General features: G+C 71.8%; 18 protein-coding genes and 1 pseudogene. 10 read left to right on the forward strand and 9 right to left on the reverse strand.

Features of this window, described 5'->3' with window-relative positions:
• Positions 1–57: 57 nt before the first annotated feature.
• Positions 58–1275: an FAD-dependent monooxygenase gene (locus tag ACGFSH_RS14390; protein WP_393348274.1), complete on the reverse strand. Its 1218-nt coding sequence runs from the start codon at positions 1273–1275 to the stop codon at positions 58–60.
• A 348-nt stretch (positions 1276–1623) separates the two neighbouring features.
• On the opposite strand from ACGFSH_RS14390, the gene ACGFSH_RS14395 reads away from it, so the two are divergent.
• The 3 genes from ACGFSH_RS14395 to ACGFSH_RS14405 all read left to right on the forward strand — a co-directional run bounded on the left by ACGFSH_RS14395 (position 1624) and on the right by ACGFSH_RS14405 (position 3448).
• Positions 1624–2010 (forward strand): tyrosinase cofactor, encoded by a 387-nt coding sequence (locus ACGFSH_RS14395; RefSeq protein ID WP_393348276.1) that lies wholly within the window; start codon positions 1624–1626, stop codon positions 2008–2010.
• Positions 2011–2057: 47 nt separating this feature from the next.
• Complete coding sequence (locus tag ACGFSH_RS14400) at positions 2058–2912, forward strand: tyrosinase family protein (protein ID WP_393348278.1); 855 nt, start codon at positions 2058–2060, stop codon at positions 2910–2912.
• A gap of 83 nt (positions 2913–2995) precedes the next feature.
• Positions 2996–3448: an SRPBCC family protein gene (locus tag ACGFSH_RS14405; RefSeq protein WP_393348280.1), complete on the forward strand. Its 453-nt coding sequence runs from the start codon at positions 2996–2998 to the stop codon at positions 3446–3448.
• A 15-nt stretch (positions 3449–3463) separates the two neighbouring features.
• Here the strand turns inward: ACGFSH_RS14405 and ACGFSH_RS14410 are convergent, their stop codons facing one another.
• Together ACGFSH_RS14410 and ACGFSH_RS14415 are read right to left on the reverse strand one after the other, a co-directional pair.
• A complete protein-coding gene (locus ACGFSH_RS14410) occupies positions 3464–4174 on the reverse strand; it encodes a ribonuclease H (RefSeq protein ID WP_393348282.1) in 711 nt (236 codons plus the stop codon).
• Positions 4175–4235: 61 nt separating this feature from the next.
• On the reverse strand, positions 4236–5036 hold the full coding sequence (locus tag ACGFSH_RS14415; RefSeq protein ID WP_393348284.1) for a VOC family protein: 801 nt from the start codon (positions 5034–5036) through the stop codon (positions 4236–4238).
• 224 nt (positions 5037–5260) lie between these two features.
• Here ACGFSH_RS14415 and ACGFSH_RS14420 point away from each other — a divergent pair, with 224 nt between their 5' ends.
• Positions 5261–6208, forward strand: coding sequence for an aminoglycoside phosphotransferase family protein (locus ACGFSH_RS14420; protein ID WP_393348286.1), 948 nt, complete (start codon positions 5261–5263; stop codon positions 6206–6208).
• Here the strand turns inward: ACGFSH_RS14420 and ACGFSH_RS14425 are convergent.
• Positions 6190–6675, reverse strand: a complete 486-nt coding sequence (locus ACGFSH_RS14425) for a VOC family protein (RefSeq protein ID WP_393348288.1) — start codon at positions 6673–6675, stop codon at positions 6190–6192. The two genes, ACGFSH_RS14420 and ACGFSH_RS14425, sit on opposite strands and share 19 nt — an antisense overlap.
• A 200-nt stretch (positions 6676–6875) precedes the next feature.
• Here ACGFSH_RS14425 and ACGFSH_RS14430 point away from each other — a divergent pair, with 200 nt between their 5' ends.
• Both ACGFSH_RS14430 and ACGFSH_RS14435 read left to right on the forward strand, forming a co-directional pair.
• The gene (locus tag ACGFSH_RS14430; RefSeq protein ID WP_393348290.1) at positions 6876–7514 is read left to right on the forward strand and encodes an ATP-dependent Clp protease proteolytic subunit; all 639 of its coding nucleotides are present in this window, start codon (positions 6876–6878) and stop codon (positions 7512–7514) included.
• A 1-nt stretch (position 7515) separates the two neighbouring features.
• Positions 7516–8118, forward strand: coding sequence for a ClpP family protease (locus ACGFSH_RS14435; protein ID WP_393348292.1), 603 nt, complete (start codon positions 7516–7518; stop codon positions 8116–8118).
• Positions 8119–8140: 22 nt separating this feature from the next.
• Here the strand turns inward: ACGFSH_RS14435 and ACGFSH_RS14440 are convergent, their stop codons facing one another.
• Positions 8141–8563, reverse strand: coding sequence for a helix-turn-helix domain-containing protein (locus ACGFSH_RS14440; protein WP_393349141.1), 423 nt, complete (start codon positions 8561–8563; stop codon positions 8141–8143).
• A 258-nt stretch (positions 8564–8821) separates the two neighbouring features.
• On the opposite strand from ACGFSH_RS14440, the gene ACGFSH_RS14445 reads away from it, so the two are divergent.
• Positions 8822–9709: an RNA polymerase sigma factor SigF gene (locus ACGFSH_RS14445; RefSeq protein WP_393348294.1), complete on the forward strand. Its 888-nt coding sequence runs from the start codon at positions 8822–8824 to the stop codon at positions 9707–9709.
• A gap of 179 nt (positions 9710–9888) precedes the next feature.
• On the opposite strand, the gene ACGFSH_RS14450 is transcribed toward ACGFSH_RS14445, so the two are convergent.
• Positions 9889–10350 (reverse strand): ATP-binding protein, encoded by a 462-nt coding sequence (locus tag ACGFSH_RS14450; protein WP_329406606.1) that lies wholly within the window; start codon positions 10348–10350, stop codon positions 9889–9891.
• 203 nt (positions 10351–10553) lie between these two features.
• Complete coding sequence (locus ACGFSH_RS14455) at positions 10554–10964, reverse strand: hypothetical protein (protein ID WP_393348296.1); 411 nt, start codon at positions 10962–10964, stop codon at positions 10554–10556.
• A 308-nt stretch (positions 10965–11272) separates the two neighbouring features.
• Between ACGFSH_RS14455 and ACGFSH_RS14460 the strand changes: the two are divergent.
• Positions 11273–11673 (forward strand): annotated as a pseudogene (locus ACGFSH_RS14460) (nuclear transport factor 2 family protein).
• 280 nt (positions 11674–11953) lie between these two features.
• On the opposite strand, the gene mgrA reads toward ACGFSH_RS14460, so the two are convergent.
• On the reverse strand, positions 11954–12946 hold the full coding sequence (gene mgrA / locus ACGFSH_RS14465; protein WP_393348298.1) for an L-glyceraldehyde 3-phosphate reductase: 993 nt from the start codon (positions 12944–12946) through the stop codon (positions 11954–11956).
• 134 nt (positions 12947–13080) lie between these two features.
• Here mgrA and ACGFSH_RS14470 point away from each other — a divergent pair, with 134 nt between their 5' ends.
• Positions 13081–13965 (forward strand): LysR family transcriptional regulator, encoded by an 885-nt coding sequence (locus ACGFSH_RS14470; RefSeq protein ID WP_393348300.1) that lies wholly within the window; start codon positions 13081–13083, stop codon positions 13963–13965.
• A 25-nt stretch (positions 13966–13990) separates the two neighbouring features.
• Positions 13991–14506 (forward strand): DinB family protein, encoded by a 516-nt coding sequence (locus tag ACGFSH_RS14475; protein WP_393348302.1) that lies wholly within the window; start codon positions 13991–13993, stop codon positions 14504–14506.
• On the opposite strand, the gene ACGFSH_RS14480 is transcribed toward ACGFSH_RS14475, so the two are convergent.
• A complete protein-coding gene (locus ACGFSH_RS14480; protein ID WP_393348304.1) occupies positions 14488–15558 on the reverse strand; it encodes an adenosine deaminase in 1071 nt (356 codons plus the stop codon). The two genes, ACGFSH_RS14475 and ACGFSH_RS14480, sit on opposite strands and share 19 nt — an antisense overlap.
• Positions 15559–15655: the final 97 nt, after the last annotated feature.

The following is a 15655-nucleotide window of genomic DNA, read 5'->3' on the forward strand; positions in this document are numbered from 1 at the left end:
AACAGTGAATTCCCATTCACCCAAGGGCGCTCCGTCGGTCCGGGAGGCCGGGGTCGGTCATTCGCGGGAGCTGAGCGCGCGTGCGTGCGCGCCGCGCGCCAGCTTCGGCCCCAGCCAGCGCTTGAACCGGCGCAGCGTCTCCAGCCGTCCGGCCGCCCGGTCCAGCCGGTAGTACAGCTGGGGCGGCACGTAGGGCAGCAGGGGCGAGTGGCGCTGGCCGAGCAGCGCGAACATCTGCTCCGGGGGCAGGTCGATGTAGCGGGTCAGGTTCTCGTACCACTGCGCGCTGTAGCGGGCGGCGCTCTGCGGGGAGAGCAGCGCGGAGCGGCGCTCGCCTTCGTATCGGGCGAGCGCGCGCGGCAGGTCGGGGCTTTCGCGGAGCGCCCCGGCCAGGGCGATGGCGTCCTCCAGGGCGAGGGTGGTGCCGGCGCCGATCGAGTAGTGCGTGGTGTGGGCGGCGTCGCCGAGGAGGACGAGGCGGTCCCGGTGCCAGGTGCGGTTGGTGAGGGTGCGGAAGGTCAGCCAGGGGGAGCCCCCGTCGGAGGCGGCGCGGCCGACCAGGGGGTGGCCGTCGAGGATGTGCGCGAAGTGCTTCTCCAGTGCGGCGAGGCTGTCGGCCTCGCTCGCCCGGTCGAGGCCGAGTCCGGCCAGGGTCTCGGGCGCGCACTCGATGACGCAGGTGCTCTGCTCGGCGCTGAAGGGGTAGCCGTAGCACCAGATCCAGCCGTGCTCGGTCTCGACGAAGGCGAACGTGAAGGAGTCGAAGACCTTGGTCGTGCCGAGCCAGACGTAGCGGTTGCGGCCCGGTGTGAGGGTGGCGCCGAAGTCCTGGGCGTAACGGGAGCGAAGGGCGCTGTGGACGCCGTCGCCCGCCACGACCAGATCGGCGTCCGGCAGGTCGTCGGCGGTGATCTCGCTCTCGTACTCCAGCCGGACGCCGAGGGCGCGGGCGCGGGCGGCGAGCAGTTCCAGGAGCCGGTGCCGGCCGATGCCGTGCCCTTCGTCGCCGGGCTGACGGGTGGCCAGGTCCCGTACGTGGGCGACGCCTTCGTTCCAGCGGACGGAGTGCTTCTCGATCTCCTCCGCCGACTCCGGGTCGCAGACGCGGAGTTTGTCGAGCAGTCCCTGCCAGTAGGTGACGCCCCAGCCGTAGGTCGAGCCCTCCGGGTCGCGTTCGTGGACGGTGACGTCGTGGGACGGGTCCTGCACCTTGAGCAGGATCGAGAGATACAGGCCGGCGGGCCCGCCGCCGACACAGGCGACCTTCACGCGCACCCCCAGGGGTTACCGGTCGTGGTGGATTGACGACGCAGGGTAGCAGGGCGGGAACAGGCCGCTCGCCGCCTCTCGCGTCCGATCGCGCCACTTTTCGCACGTGAGCCACACCACCGGCGGAGCGGAGCCGCGCGAAAGTCCACCGAAAGCGGGGTCCCGGCGCAAAGGAATTGCCCCTTCCGCCGCGATCGGGGCGGTCGCGGGACAAGATCATCTTCGTTCAACACTGTACGACTTGTTATCGATTGTCCGGATCGCGGCCAACCGGTCGGAGGCGATTTCCCCGCCTCTCCACACCGCCGATAGGCATGCGGAGTCGTCAACCGAACGCACTCCAGGAGGTCCCGCATGCCGGAACTCAGCCGTCGTCGCGCACTCACCGCGGCGGCCGTCGTCGCCGGTGCCCCGTTCGCCGTCGCCACCGCCGCCCGCGCCGCCGAACCGCACCATGGCCCCCACGACCCCCACGGTTCCCACGGCTCCCCCGAGTCCTTCGACGAGGTCTACCGGGGCCGCCGCATACAGGGCCGGCCCGTCGCCGGGGGCGGGCACCACCACGGCGGCGGCTACGCCGTGTACGTCGACGGGGTGGAGCTGCACGTGATGCGCAACGCCGACGGCTCCTGGATCAGCGTGGTCAGCCATTACGACCCGGTGTCCACGCCGAGGGCCGCCGCCCGCGCCGCGGTCGACGAATTGCAGGGCGCCCGGCTCGAACCGTTCCCGGCCGCCTGACCCGGCGCCGTCCGCCCTCCTCTCCCGCACTCTTGGAGCTCCGCACCATGACCGTCCGCAAGAACCAGGCGTCCCTGACCTCCGACGAGAAGCGGCGTTTCGTCGACGCCCTCCTCGAACTCAAGCGCAGCGGCCGCTACGACGCCTTCGTCACCACCCACAACGCGTTCATCCTCGGCGACACCGACAACGGCGAGCGCACCGGCCACCGTTCACCGTCGTTCCTGCCCTGGCACCGCAGATTCCTGCTGGAGTTCGAGCGGGCGCTTCAGTCCGTGGACGCGTCGGTGGCGCTGCCCTACTGGGACTGGTCCACCGACCGTTCGCCCCGCTCGTCGTTGTGGGCGCCCGACTTCCTCGGCGGCAGCGGGCGCAGCCGGGACGGGCAGGTGATGGACGGTCCGTTCGCCGCCTCGGCGGGCCGCTGGCCCATCAACGTGCGGGTGGACGGGCGCACTTATCTGCGGCGTGCGCTGGGGGCGGGGGTGCGCGAGCTGCCGACCCGGTCCGAGGTCGACTCGGTGCTGGCGATGCCGACGTACGACATGGCGCCCTGGAACAGCGCCTCCGACGGGTTCCGCAACCATCTGGAGGGCTGGCGCGGGGTCAATCTGCACAACCGGGTCCATGTGTGGGTCGGCGGCCAGATGGCCACCGGGGTCTCCCCCAACGACCCGGTGTTCTGGCTGCATCACGCCTTCATCGACAGGCTGTGGGCCCAGTGGCAGCGCCGGCACCCGGGGTCCGCCTACGTGCCGAACGGCGGGACGCCGGACGTCGTCGACCTGCACGAGACGATGAAGCCGTGGAACGACACCGCCCCGGCGGACCTGCTCGACCACACGGCGTTCTACACCTTCGACGCCCTCGACGCGGACCGGCCGTCCCCCGCCGCCCGCTGACCGCCGGTTTGCGGCGCGGGTCGCGGGTACCCGCACCGACGTCACCGACCGTACGAACCACGACAACGCAGGAGGAGACGACCGTGTCGCAGGTCGAGGAATCCATCGAGGTCGGCGTGCCCGTGCACACCGCCTACAACCAGTGGACGCAGTTCGAGACGTTCCCGAAGTTCATGGACGGGGTGGAACGGATCGAACAGCGCTCCGACACGCTCACGCACTGGGTGACCAGTGTCAACGGGGTGCACCGCGAGTTCGACGCGGAGATCACGGAGCAGATCCCCGACGAACGGGTCGCCTGGACCACCGTGTCCGGCGAGGCCCGGCAGGCCGGGGTGGTGACCTTCCACCGGCTCGACGACAGCCGCACCAAGGTGATGCTCCAGATGGAGTTCCAGCCGGAGGGCCTCGCCGAGAGCGTCGGCGACAAGCTGGGCTTCGTGAAGCGTCAGACCAAGGGCGATCTGGAGCGGTTCAAGGAGTTCATCGAGGACCGCGGCCTGGAGACTGGGGGCTGGCGCGGCGCGGTGCTGTGACGGCCCCGCGTACGCTCAACCGGCGTCCGCCGTACGGCACTCCGGGTGTCCCCAGCCCTGCGCGTTCTTGGCGATGTCCTCGCCCGCCGCGTAGGGGCGGCCGCACTGACAGCGGCCCGGGAACTTGGCCTTGATCGTGCGCGAGGACGAACCGCCGCTCCGCCGGGACGACTTGTTCCCGGCGGGGCGGCCGTTCTTGTGTCCGGAGGACTTCGGGGTGTCCGGCGAGGCGGGCGGCTCGGGTGAACCCAGCTCGCTGCCGGCCGGCTCCTGGACGATCGCGGCCTGGCTGGCGGCGCGGTCGGCGAAGTCGTTGAGCGGGTCGCCGTCGACCTGGTGGGCGGGCACGTAGCGGAAGTCGACCGAGCGCCCGTCGAGCAGTCCGTCGATGCGCACCACCAGTTCCCGGTTGGCGACCGGCTTGCCCGCGGACGTCTTCCAGCCGTTGCGCTTCCAGCCGGGCAGCCAGGTGGTGACGGCCTTCATGGCGTACTGGGAGTCCATGCGGACCTCCAGCGGCACGGCCGGGTCGGTCGCCGCCAGGAGGCGTTCCAGCGCGGTGAGTTCGGCGACGTTGTTGGTGGCCCTGCCGAGCGGCCCCGCCTCCCAGCGGTCCGGCGCCTCCGCGTCGTCCGCGACCACCCACGCCCAGGCCGCCGGACCCGGGTTCCCCTTCGAAGCCCCGTCGCACGCGGCCACCACTCGTTCACGCATGCGCACGATCATGCCATGGGCCCCGGACGGTCCCGGCCGGGCGGCCGCAACGCGCGGTCCGCCGGCCGTCCGGTCACGGCACGTCGTCGGCCTGCGGCATCTCCCCGGCCGTCCTGGTCACGTCGATCACCGAGAAGCTCGCGCCCTGCGGGTCGCTGAGGGCCGCGAACCGGCCGAACGGCGTGTCCATGGGGCCGAACCGCAGCACACCGCCCTGCCGGGTGGCCCGCGCCACCGCTTCGTCACAGTCGTCGACGGTGAAGTAGACGTTGACGTACGACGGCACCTCGGGCGGGAAATCCTCCCCCATCCGCATACGGCCGAGCACGGTGTCGCCGCCGATCTCGAACATGCGGAAGTCGACGGCGTCGTCCCGCATCTGCTTGGCCTTGTACGGGAAGACGGCCGGGAGGAACGCGTCCGTCTTCTCGGGCTCGCGGGTGAAGACCTCGGCCCAGCAGAACGCGCCGGGCTGCTCGGGCGGGGCCTCGAAGCCCTCGTGGACGCCCGCCTGCCACACGCCGAACACCGCGCCGCCCGGTTCGCGGCCCAGGCACATCGTGCCGAACTCGCCGACCTGCATCGGCTCCATCAGCACCTCGCCGCCGTGCTCGCGGATCCTGGCCGCGGTCGCGGCGGCGTCCGGGGAGGCGAGGTACAGGCACCACTGGGACTGCCCCTCCTGACCGGGCATCGGCGGGACGACGGCGGCCACCGCCTTGCCGTCGACGTAGGCCTGGGTGTAGTTCCCGTACTCCGACGTCGCCTCGCCGAAGGTCCAGCCGAGGACGTCGCCGTAGAACCTCTTGGCTCCCTCCACGTCGCTGAACATCGCGTCGGCCCAGCAAGGGGCCCCCTCTGGTCGTACGGCCATCACGACGGCCCTCCTGATGAGACGAACACGGAACGGGTGCGGCGGGGACAGGACTTGCCGCGCGGCCGACGGCGGGGCGCGGCGGCGCCGGGTCCGGGTTCTCACGCTAGCCATCCCGCCCCCGGCCCGCGCGTCGAGCACACGGGCCGCCGGCGGGCGACGGGCTGTGCGCGGGCGGGGCGGGCCGCGAATTCGCTGGACGGCGGGGCGGCCGGACTCGTCCAATGGGGTGCGTGTGCGCCGCTGTGAAGAAGATGCGTCCGGACGAGGTCGACCTCGACTCCGACCTGGTGAGCCGGCTCGTCGCCGCCCAGTTCCCACGCTGGGCCGGGCTGCCCGTGCGGCGGCTGGCCTCCTCCGGCACGGAGAACGCGATGTTCCGGCTGGGCGACGACAAGGTGGTGCGGCTGCCCCGCCATCCCGGCGCGGTCCAGAGCGTGGGACACGAGCAGCACTGGCTGACCCGGCTCGGGCCCGCGCTGCCGGTGGCCGCGCCGCAGCCGCTCGCGCGGGGCGGCCCGGGAGAGGGGTTCGCCTGGCCGTGGTCGGTCTACCGCTGGCTGGACGGCCGCAACCCGGTCGCGGGCGCCCTCGACCGCCCGCTGACGCTGGCGGCGGAACTGGGGGCGTTCGTCACCGCGCTGCGCGGGATCGACGCGCGGGGCGGGCCGCCGAACAGCCGGGGCGTTCCGCTGGCCGAGCGGGACGGCCCGACCCGCGACGCCCTCGCCCTGCTCACCGGACGGATCGACGTCGACGCGGTCACCGCCCTGTGGGAGGAGGCGCTGCGGGCGCCCGGGCACGCGGGACCGCCCGTGTGGGCCCACGGGGACCTCTCCCCCGGGAACGTGCTGGTCCGGGACGGGCGGCTGGGCGCGGTGATCGACTTCGGCGTCGCCGGCGTCGGCGACCCGGCCGTCGATCTGATCATCGCGTGGAACCTGCTGCCCGCCCCGGCGCGCGGCGCGTTCCGCGCGGCCGTGGGCGCGGACGACGCCGAGTGGGCGCGCGGCCGGGGCTGGGCGCTGTCGGTCTCGCTCATCCAGCTGCCGTACTACTGGGAGACCAACCCGGCGCTGGCGGAGAACTCCCGGCATGTGATCCGCGAGATCCTCGCCGAGGCCCGGGCGGCCGACGCGCCCCTCGCGCCCGGTTATTCGGCGCCCTCGTAGGCCCTGCGCAGGGCGGCGACGTCGAGTTTGCCCATGGCGTACATCGCCCGGGTGGTGCGGGCGGCTTTCTCGGGGTCGGGGTCGCCGATCATCTCGATCACCCCGTCCGGGACGACCTGCCAGGACAGGCCGTACCGGTCCTTCAGCCAGCCGCACGGGCCGGGCTCGCCGCCGTTCTCGGTGAGCTTGGCCCAGTAGTGGTCGACCTCCTCCTGGTCCGCGCAGTGGATCTGGAAGGAGATCGCCTCGCTGAAGGTGAACTGCGGGCCGCCGTTGATCCCGACGAACTTCTGTCCGTTGGCCGTGAACTCCACGGCCAGCACGGAGCCGGCCGGGCCGGGACCGGCCTCGTTGTACCGGCCGATGGCGCCGATCGAGGAGTTCTTGAAGATCGAGACGTAGTAGTGCGCGGCCTCCTCGGCCTGGCCGTCGAACCAGAGACACGTGGTGAATCCGTCGGTGGTCATGGAATACCTCCTGGGCGTGTGACGCGGTCGGTCTGGGGTGTCGACCCCGGCGGGCCCGGAAACTCATCGGTCGCGTGCCGGGCGGCGCGGGCGGGGGCTCTGCCCGCAGCGAATCTGCCGCGGGCAGAGAAACGGCCTGCGGGCGCGGTTCCCGGTCGACAGTGGAGCCGACGGCATCCGCGCCACGACGAGGAGAACCGATGACCGCACTCACCACGTTCGCCCCCCGGGCCGAGGAGGGCGACACGGCGCCCACCCGGTTCGACGACCAGCTGGCCGCCCAGCTGCTCGGACGGCGCATCGTCCTGCTCGGCACCCAGGTCGACGAGGTCTCCGCGAACCGGGTCTGCTCCCAGCTGCTGATCCTGTCGGCCGAGGACCCGCGCACCGACATCAGCCTGTACATCAACAGTCCCGGCGGATCGGTGCACGCCGGGCTGGCGATCTACGACACGATGCAGCTGATCCCCAACGACGTCTCGACCCTCGCCATGGGCTTCGCGGCCAGCATGGGCCAGTTCCTGCTGAGCGTCGGCGCGCCCGGCAAGCGGTACGCGCTGCCCAACGCGCGGGTCATGATGCACCAGCCCTCGGCCGGGATCGGCGGCACCACCGCGGACATCGAGATCCAGGCCGAGAACCTGGAGTTCACCAAGCGGACCATCGAGCGGATCACCGCCGAGCACACCGGCCAGTCCCCGGAGACCATCTCCCGCGACGGGGACCGCGACCGCTGGTTCACGGCCGAGCAGGCCAGGGAGTACGGCATGGTGGACCGGGTCGTGGAGTCCCTCGCGGACGTCCAGCCCACCGCCTCCAAGCGACGGATGGGGCTGTGACATGGGGACCTACACGATTCCGAACGTCGTCGAGCGCACCCCGCAGGGCGAGCGGTCCTACGACGTGTTCAGCCGGCTGCTGTCCGAGCGGATCATCTTCATCGGCACGGAGATCGACGACGGCGTCGCCAACGTCGTCATCGCGCAACTGCTCCATCTGGAGTCGTCGGCCCCGGAGAGCGAGATCGCGATCTACCTCAACTCCCCCGGCGGCTCGTTCACCTCGCTGATGGCGATCTACGACACGATGACGTACGTCCAGGCCCCGATCTCGACGTTCTGCGTCGGGCAGGCGGCCTCGACGGCGGCCGTGCTGCTGGCGGGCGGGGACCCCGGCCGGCGGTTCGTGCTGGAGCACGCGCGCGTGCTGCTCGGGCAGCCCGCGAGCGGCGGACGGCAGGGCACGGTGTCGGACCTGGCGTTGCAGGCCAAGGAGATGATCCGCATCCGCTCCCAGGTGGAGGAGGTGCTGGCCCGGCACACCCGCCACGACATCACGACGCTGCGCGCCGACATGGACCGCGACAAGGTGTTCACCGCCGAGGAGGCGGTGGCCTACGGGCTGGCCGACGAGGTGGTGAGCCGGCGTCTCGTCAAGGTGTGAGACGCCGGCCCCGCCGAACGCGTCAGGCGGCCAGGCAGAGCCCGTCGCGGGAGGAGGCGGGCGTCGTGCGGCTTCGCACGGGATGCCGGCCGGCGAGTCTGATCAGCTCGCCCTGGGCCCGGGTCAGCAGGTCGCCCAGGCTCAGGCCGAGGGCCTGGGCGGCTGCCGCGAGGACCTCCGAGGAGGCTTCCTTGCGGCCTCGCTCGACCTCCGAGAGGTAGGGCAGGGAGATGCGGGCGGCGTCGGCGACGTCCTTGAGCGTGCGCTCCTGCGCCTGACGCTCACGGCGCAGGACGTCCCCGATCAGGTCCCGCCACAGGGGCTCCCGGACGGCGGGCCGGGAGGCGGCCGGAACGGGGGCGGGCGCTGAGGCCGGGACGTGGGGCCGGGCGGAGGGCGGGCGCAACGGGATCACCCGTGCGCGGTCCGGTCGGCGGCTGCTCACCTCTTGATTGCTCACCTCTCAAGCCTAGGAGGGCCGGTGGGTCCCGCAAGGGTGCGGTGTTGCGCCCTCGGTGGAATCGACCGGGACCCGGCGCGGGAGATCCACGGGGGTGGTCTCCCGCCCGGGAAATTTGTTCGCCGTCCGCGTGCATGGGTCCGCAAAGAGCGGGTACCCGCCACCTGAATGGGCGTGCACACGGGTGTTCGCTCACGGACCGAGAGCAACAGACGTCGAACCGTGACTGTCGAGGGAGAGACCATGCAGACCGCCGTGAACCGGTCGGAGGCAGAGGTCGTCGAGGGCGGCGCCGGTGCGAGCACGGACGGCGCACCGCTGCCGGGCATCGAGGAGCCCCGCAGTATCGCCCCGCGCGACGCCCGCGAACTGTCCCGGCAGTTCTTCCAGCGACTCGCGGTGCTCGAAGAGGGCACGCACGAATACCAGTACGCGCGCAACACGCTCATCGAGATGAACATGTCGCTGGTGCGGTTCGCGGCCGGCCGTTTCCGGGGCCGCGGGGACGACATGGACGACATCGTCCAGACCGGGATGATCGGCCTGATCAAGGCCATCGACCGGTTCGAGGTGGCCCGCGAGGTCGAGTTCACGTCGTTCGCCGTCCCCTACATCGTCGGCGAGATCAAGCGTTTCTTCCGGGACACGACGTGGGCGGTCCATGTGCCGCGCCGGCTTCAGGAGCTGCGCGTCGAGCTGGCCAAGGCGCGCGACGAGCTGGCCAGCCGCCTCGACCGGGAGCCGACGGTGGCCGAGCTGGCCGTGCTGATGAACATCGCCGAGGCCCAGGTCGTCGAGGCCCAGATCGCCGCCAACGGCTACAACTCCTCCTCCCTCGACGCCGCGCTCACCGGCGACGGCCCGGAGAACGGCGAGGCGGTCCTCGCCGACTTCATCGGCGTGGAGGAAGAGGGACTGCGCCTCGTCGAGGACTACCACTCGCTGGCGCCCCTCATGGCCGAGCTGAGCGAGCGCGACCGGCAGATCATCCACATGCGGTTCGTGGAGGAGGCCACCCAGGCGGAGATCGGCGAGCGGCTGGGCTGCTCCCAGATGCACGTCTCCCGCCTGATCAAGCGGATCATCGCGCGGTTGCGCGAGGGCATGCTGGGCGAGATGGGCTGCGCCTGACGGCGTGACGGCGGCGGCTCGGCCATAAGGCCACGGCCGCCGCGGCGCCGGGAAGACGCGATCGTCCGGGGCCCTTTTTCCGGAGGCGGCGAGCGCAGGTCCGGCGACATGCCGCGGCGCTGGGTGCGGGCGTCGACCCGCGGAAGTGGACCGGTGTGGGGCGGGGCCGCCCCACCGGCCTAGGCTTCGAGTTTCAGCACCGCGCGGACGCGCTTGCCGACCGGGACGCGCTCGGCGGTGACCTCCGCGGCCACGGCGTGCACGATCTCCAGACCGTGCCGGCCGATCCGCTCGGGGTCCTTGGGGTACCGCATGGGCAGCGCGTCGCTGCTGTCGTACACGCAGACCGTGACGGAGGAGTCCGTGCCCTCCAGTTCCAGGATGTAGGGCCCGTTGCTGTGCCGGTCGGCGTTGGTGACCAGTTCGCTGACCACGAGCATGACCTCGCCGACCACCCGGTCGCCGGCCGTGGCGCACCACTCGGTCCGCAGCTGCTCCACGAAGTGGGAGGCGAACGCGCGGGCCTCGGCTATGCAGCCCGGCTCGCCGGTGTAGTGCGCAGCCCGCCTGAGCGGTTCCACGGGTACATCGAAACCAATCGGTATCACTGCCCCGTCCAGGTGCTCGATGTGCTCGATCATGCGTGTCTCTCTACGAGGCCGGACGTGCCGGACGCTGCTGTGCACCAATGCTCGTACCCCGAGTCGCGTGGTGCAGTCCCCCTCATTTATCACCTCCCGCACGCAACGACCATGGAGTGCCTCACATCGCGTCCGCGACCGCCACGAAGGGCCGGGCGGCCCGGGGACTCTCGTGCCCGGCTCAGGGCGCGGCGCCGGACCGGTCAGCCGACGGGGAGGACGAGGGCCGGCAGGGTCCGCTGCATGCGCAGCGCGTCGACGGACTCGGCGAGCAGTTCGTATTCGGTGGTGTCGTCGCTGACCGCGATGCGCACCAGCCGGCCGCCCGCCAGCTCGTCGGCCACCTGCTCCTGCCGGCCCGGGTCGGCGCACCAGGCCCGCAGCAGTGCGGGCACGTCGCGCACGGTGTCGGCGACCGGGACGAGCGCGCCCGGCGGGAAGTGCCCGTCGTCCGGCTGTGGATCCAGGCGTTCGGCCATCCAGGACGCCCGGTCCCGCAGCCACCACAGGGCGAGAGCCAGCGTCGGAGCCCGGTAGGTGCCGAGCGGTACGCCGATGCGACGGCCGTCGCAGACGCCGTACGCGGTGACATGGCACAGGAATTCGTCGTGCACGTCCCTCTCCCCCGGTGCTCGTTTGCCGGCGGTGCCTCGCTTTCCGTGCGGCTCCTATGACGGAACGGGTCCCTGACGTTCGAGTATGTTCACTGCTGAAACACTGTCACCATGTCTTTTTGGCCAGTCTCTTGGCATATTCCCCCTTGATCGTGGCCGGAATGCGGCACCGGGCGGTGAGCGCTGTCATTACCCGTCGGGTAATCGACCCGCGCGGCGGCCCCGGGCAGGCTGGGGGAACCGGATCGGCGAAGAGCCGGATCCCGGCTCCGACCAGTGACGACGACCTCGACGGAGGCTGATCCACCATGTCCGCGGACACCGCACGCCACGAAAACGCCGTCGCCCGCTACTTCGAGGCCTGGAACGCCCGCCACCCCGATGCTTTGGCCAAGGCTGTCGACGCAGCGTGGGCGGCCGACGGCCGGTACACCGACCCTCTCGCCGACGCCGTGGGCCATGAGCAGATCGCCGCCCTCATCGCGGCCGTTCACGCCCAGTTCCCGGGCTCTCCTTCCGCCCGGTCGGCCCGGTGGACGGCCATCACGACATGGCCCGGTTCTCCTGGGAGCTGGTGAGCGGGGACGGCGCGGCCCCCTCCGGCGCAGAGGTGGCGCCGGTGGCCGGATCCGACGTCATCACCCTCGACGCCCGCGGCCGGATCACGGCCGTCCTCGGATTCCTGGACCGCGTGCCGAAGGAAAGCTGAGACGCGGGAACAACAATTCCCCCGCTCCCGGCGGTCCACCCGAAAAGGGATCACCGGGAGCGGAGGAGATCGTGAAGGGCTGCGGAAACCGCCGGTGTGACAACGGGCAGGACGGCGGAAGGAACGACGGACCGGACCGGACCGCGAACGGAACGCGGAACGCGGAATGCGGAATGCCGAATTCGACGCCCTCACGGAAGTCGCGAAAGCCCCGCCGGACAGCCGTGGATCAGCCGCAGATCAACCGTGCCACCCGTGGATCAATCACGTCAGCCGTGGATCAACCGTTGATCACGGCGTCAATGCGGGCCAGTTCCTCGTCCGCGAAGTCCAGCCGGTCGAGCGCGCCGACGCTGTCCTCGATCTGGCGGGCGCTGCTCGCGCCCACGAGGGCGGAGGTCACCCGCCCGCCGCGCAGCACCCAGGCCAGGGCGAGCTGGGCGAGGGACTGGCCGCGCGACTCGGCGATGGTGTTGAGGGCGCGCAGTCTGCCGACGAGCTCCTCGGTGACCGCGTCGGAGCTGAGGAAGGGGCTGTCGCTCGCCGCCCGCGAGTCCTCGGGGATGCCGTCGAGGTAGCGGCCGGTCAGCAGGCCCTGCTCCAGCGGGGAGAACACGATCGAGCCGACCTGGAGCTCGTCCAGGGCGTCGAGCAGGCCCTCGGTCTCCGGACGGCGGTCCAGCATCGAGTAGCGGGGCTGGTGGATGAGCAGCGGGGTGCCCAGTTCGCCGAGGATGCGGGCCGCCTCCCGGGTCTGCTCGGCCGAGTAGTTGGAGACGCCGACGTAGAGCGCCTTGCCCTGCTGCACCGCGGAGTGCAGGGCGCCCATCGTCTCCTCCAGGGGAGTCTCCGGGTCGGGGCGGTGCGAGTAGAAGACGTCCACGTAGTCCAGGCCCATGCGCGACAGGCTCTGGTCGAGGGAGGACAGCACGTACTTGCGTGAGCCCCACTCGCCGTACGGGCCGGGCCACATCAGGTAGCCGGCCTTGGTGGAGATGACCAGCTCGTCGCGGTACGCCTTGAAGTCGCTCTTCAGGAAGGCGCCGAGCGCGGACTCGGCGGCGCCGGGCGGCGGGCCGTAGTTGTTGGCCAGGTCGAAGTGGGTGATGCCGAGGTCGAAGGCGCGGCGCAGGATCGCCCGCTGGGTCTCGACCGGGCGGTCCGGGCCGAAGTTGTGCCACAGGCCGAGCGACAGCGCGGGGAGCTTCAGACCGCTGCGTCCGGTGCGCCGGTAGGGCATGTCCGCGTAACGGTCGGGGTGTGCGGTGTACAACGCGACTCCAGGGGGTTGGCACGACGATCCGGTCCGGGACGATCTTCCCCGAACCTCCTCCCACTCTGACCCCGTCCGCGGGCAGTGGTCCAACAGAAGAATTCGATGCGATTCAGCGGCTAGGCTTCTCAATCATGGAACTGCGCCACCTCCAGCACTTCGTCGCCGTCGCCGAGGACCGGCATTTCACCCGTGCCGCCGAACGTCTGATGGTCTCCCAGTCGGGGCTGTCGGCCTCGATCCGGGCGCTGGAGCGGGAGCTGCGCGCGCCCCTGTTCGTGCGGACCACCCGCAGGGTGACGCTGACGGAGGCGGGCCGGGCGCTGCTGGCCGAGGCGGAGCGCGTCCTGGCGCAGGTGCGGGCGGCGCACGAGGCGGTGGCCGCCGTCCAGGGCGTGGTCCGCGGCACGCTCTCGGTGGGCACCGAGCAGTGCATCGCCGGGGTGCACGTGGCGGGGCTCCTCGCGGCGTTCCGGCGGCGCCACCCCGATGTGGAGATCCGGCTGCGCCAGACGGGTTCGGGCGCCCTCGGCGAGGAGGTGACGGCCGGCCGCCTGGACCTGGCGTTCGCCTACCGCACCCAGTCCGACACCGATCAGCTGCGCTGTGTGCCGCTGGCCGCCGAGCCGATGTACGTGCTGTGCCATCCCGACCACCGGCTCGCCGGGGCGCCGGCGGCGGTGACGCCGCGGGACCTGGCCGGCGAGGCGTTCGTCGACTTCCATCCCGACTGGGGGCCGCGGCGCGCCACGGACGCCGCGTTCGCCGAGGCGGGGGTGCGGCGCACGGTCGCACTGGAGGTCAACGACGTGCACGACCTGCTGGACCTGGTGGACGAGAACCTGGGCGTCGCGGTCGTGCCGCGCCATTTCCGGCACAAGCGCGAGGCGCTCACCGCCCTGCCCCTCGAGGGAACGGGCGAGGCGGCCTACGAGACGGTCGCCCTGCTGCCGCCCGTTCGGGCGACCAGTCCCGCGGCCAGGGCGTTGATGGGGCTGCTGGAATCGGGGGGCGGATGAGCGCGCGCTGAGCGATGGTGGACGTATGCATGCCAAGGACATCCTCATCGACGGCTTCGACCGCATCCGGGAAGAGGTCCACGCGGCCGTCGAGGGCCTGGGCCCCGACGTCCTCGACGCCCGGCCCGCCCCGGGGGCCAACTCGGTCGCCTGGCTGGTGTGGCATCTGACCCGGGTCCAGGACGACCATGTCGCGGGCGCCTTCGGGCTCGACCAGGTGTGGCTCGCCCAGGACTGGGAGAAACGGTTCGGTCTGGACCTGCCGCCCGAGGACACCGGGTACGGCCACAGCGGCGCGCAGGTGGCGAGGGTGCGGGTCCCGGACGCCGCTCTGCTGACCGGGTACCACGACGCGGTGCACACGCAGACCCTGACGGCGCTGCGCGCGCTCACCGCGGCGGACCTGGAACGCGTCGTGGACGAACGCTGGGATCCGCCGGTCACGCTGGGCGTGCGGCTGGTCAGCGTCCTGTCCGACGATCTCCAGCACGTCGGACAGGCCGCCTACGTCCGCGGGATCCTTCAGAGCGCGGACGCGTAGCCCGGCAGGACGACGTCCTCGATGAGGGCGTTGCGCTCGTCGAACGGGATGAACGCGCTCTTGAGGGCGTTCACCGTGACCGTGCGCAGGTCCTCGGCGCCCCAGCCCGCGTGCTCGACCAGCAGGGCCATCTCGCGGGTCATCGTGGTGCCGGAGACCAGTCGGTTGTCCGTGTTGAGGGTGACGCGGAAGCCGAGGTCCTTCAGCGCGGTGATCGGGTGCTCGGCGATCGAGGCGGCGGCACCGGTCTGGAGGTTGGAGGTCGGGCACATCTCCAGCGCGATGCGGCGGTCGCGCACCCAGCCCGCGAGCCGGCCGAGCTTGCCGTCCACGATGTCGTCGGTGATGCGGACGCCGTGGCCGATGCGCTGGGCGCCGCAGACCTGGAGCGCCTGGTGGATGCTGGGCAGGCCGTGGGCCTCGCCCGCGTGGATGGTGAAGGGCACGTTCTCGCGGCGCAGGTGCTCGAAGGCGTCGAGGTGGTCGGCGGGCGGGAAGCCGTCCTCGGCGCCCGCGATGTCGAAGCCGACGACGCCCGCGTCGCGGAAGGCCACCGCGAGGTCCGCCGCCTCGCGCACGCGGTCGAACATCCGCATGCCGCACAGCAGCGTGCCGACCCGGACCGGCGTCCCGGCCGCCGCCGCCTTCGCCATGCCGGCCGCGAGGCCCTCCTGGACCGTCTCGACGACCTCGGGGAGCGTCAGTCCCCCGTTCAGCATCAGCTCGGGGGCGTAGCGGACCTCTCCGTAGACGACGCCGTCCGCCGCGAGGTCGAGGACGTACTCCTCGGCGGTGCGCAGCAGGCCCTCCCGGGTCTGCATGACGGCGAGGGTGTGCTCGAAGGTGGCTATGTAGCGCACCAGGTCGCCCGAGTTGGCGGCCTCGAAGTACCACGCGGCCAGCTCGTCGGGGTCGGTGGTGGGCAGGGTGTGGCCGACCGCCTCGGCGAGTTCCACGACGGTCGCGGGGCGCAGGCCGCCGTCGAGGTGGTCGTGCAGGACGGCCTTGGGGAGTCGGCGGAGGGTGTCGGTGTCGATGCGGGGCGCGGTCATGTGCGTGTTCCTCGGCGAGTGGTTCGGCGGGCGGTGCTGGGGCGTGTCTCGAAAGAACCGTCGTCTGCCCGCGGGGCGGGCCGGGCGCCAGGCGTCG

Origin of the sequence: Streptomyces sp. NPDC048481 (genome assembly GCF_043200075.1) — a bacterium.
GTDB lineage: Bacteria > Actinomycetota > Actinomycetes > Streptomycetales > Streptomycetaceae > Streptomyces.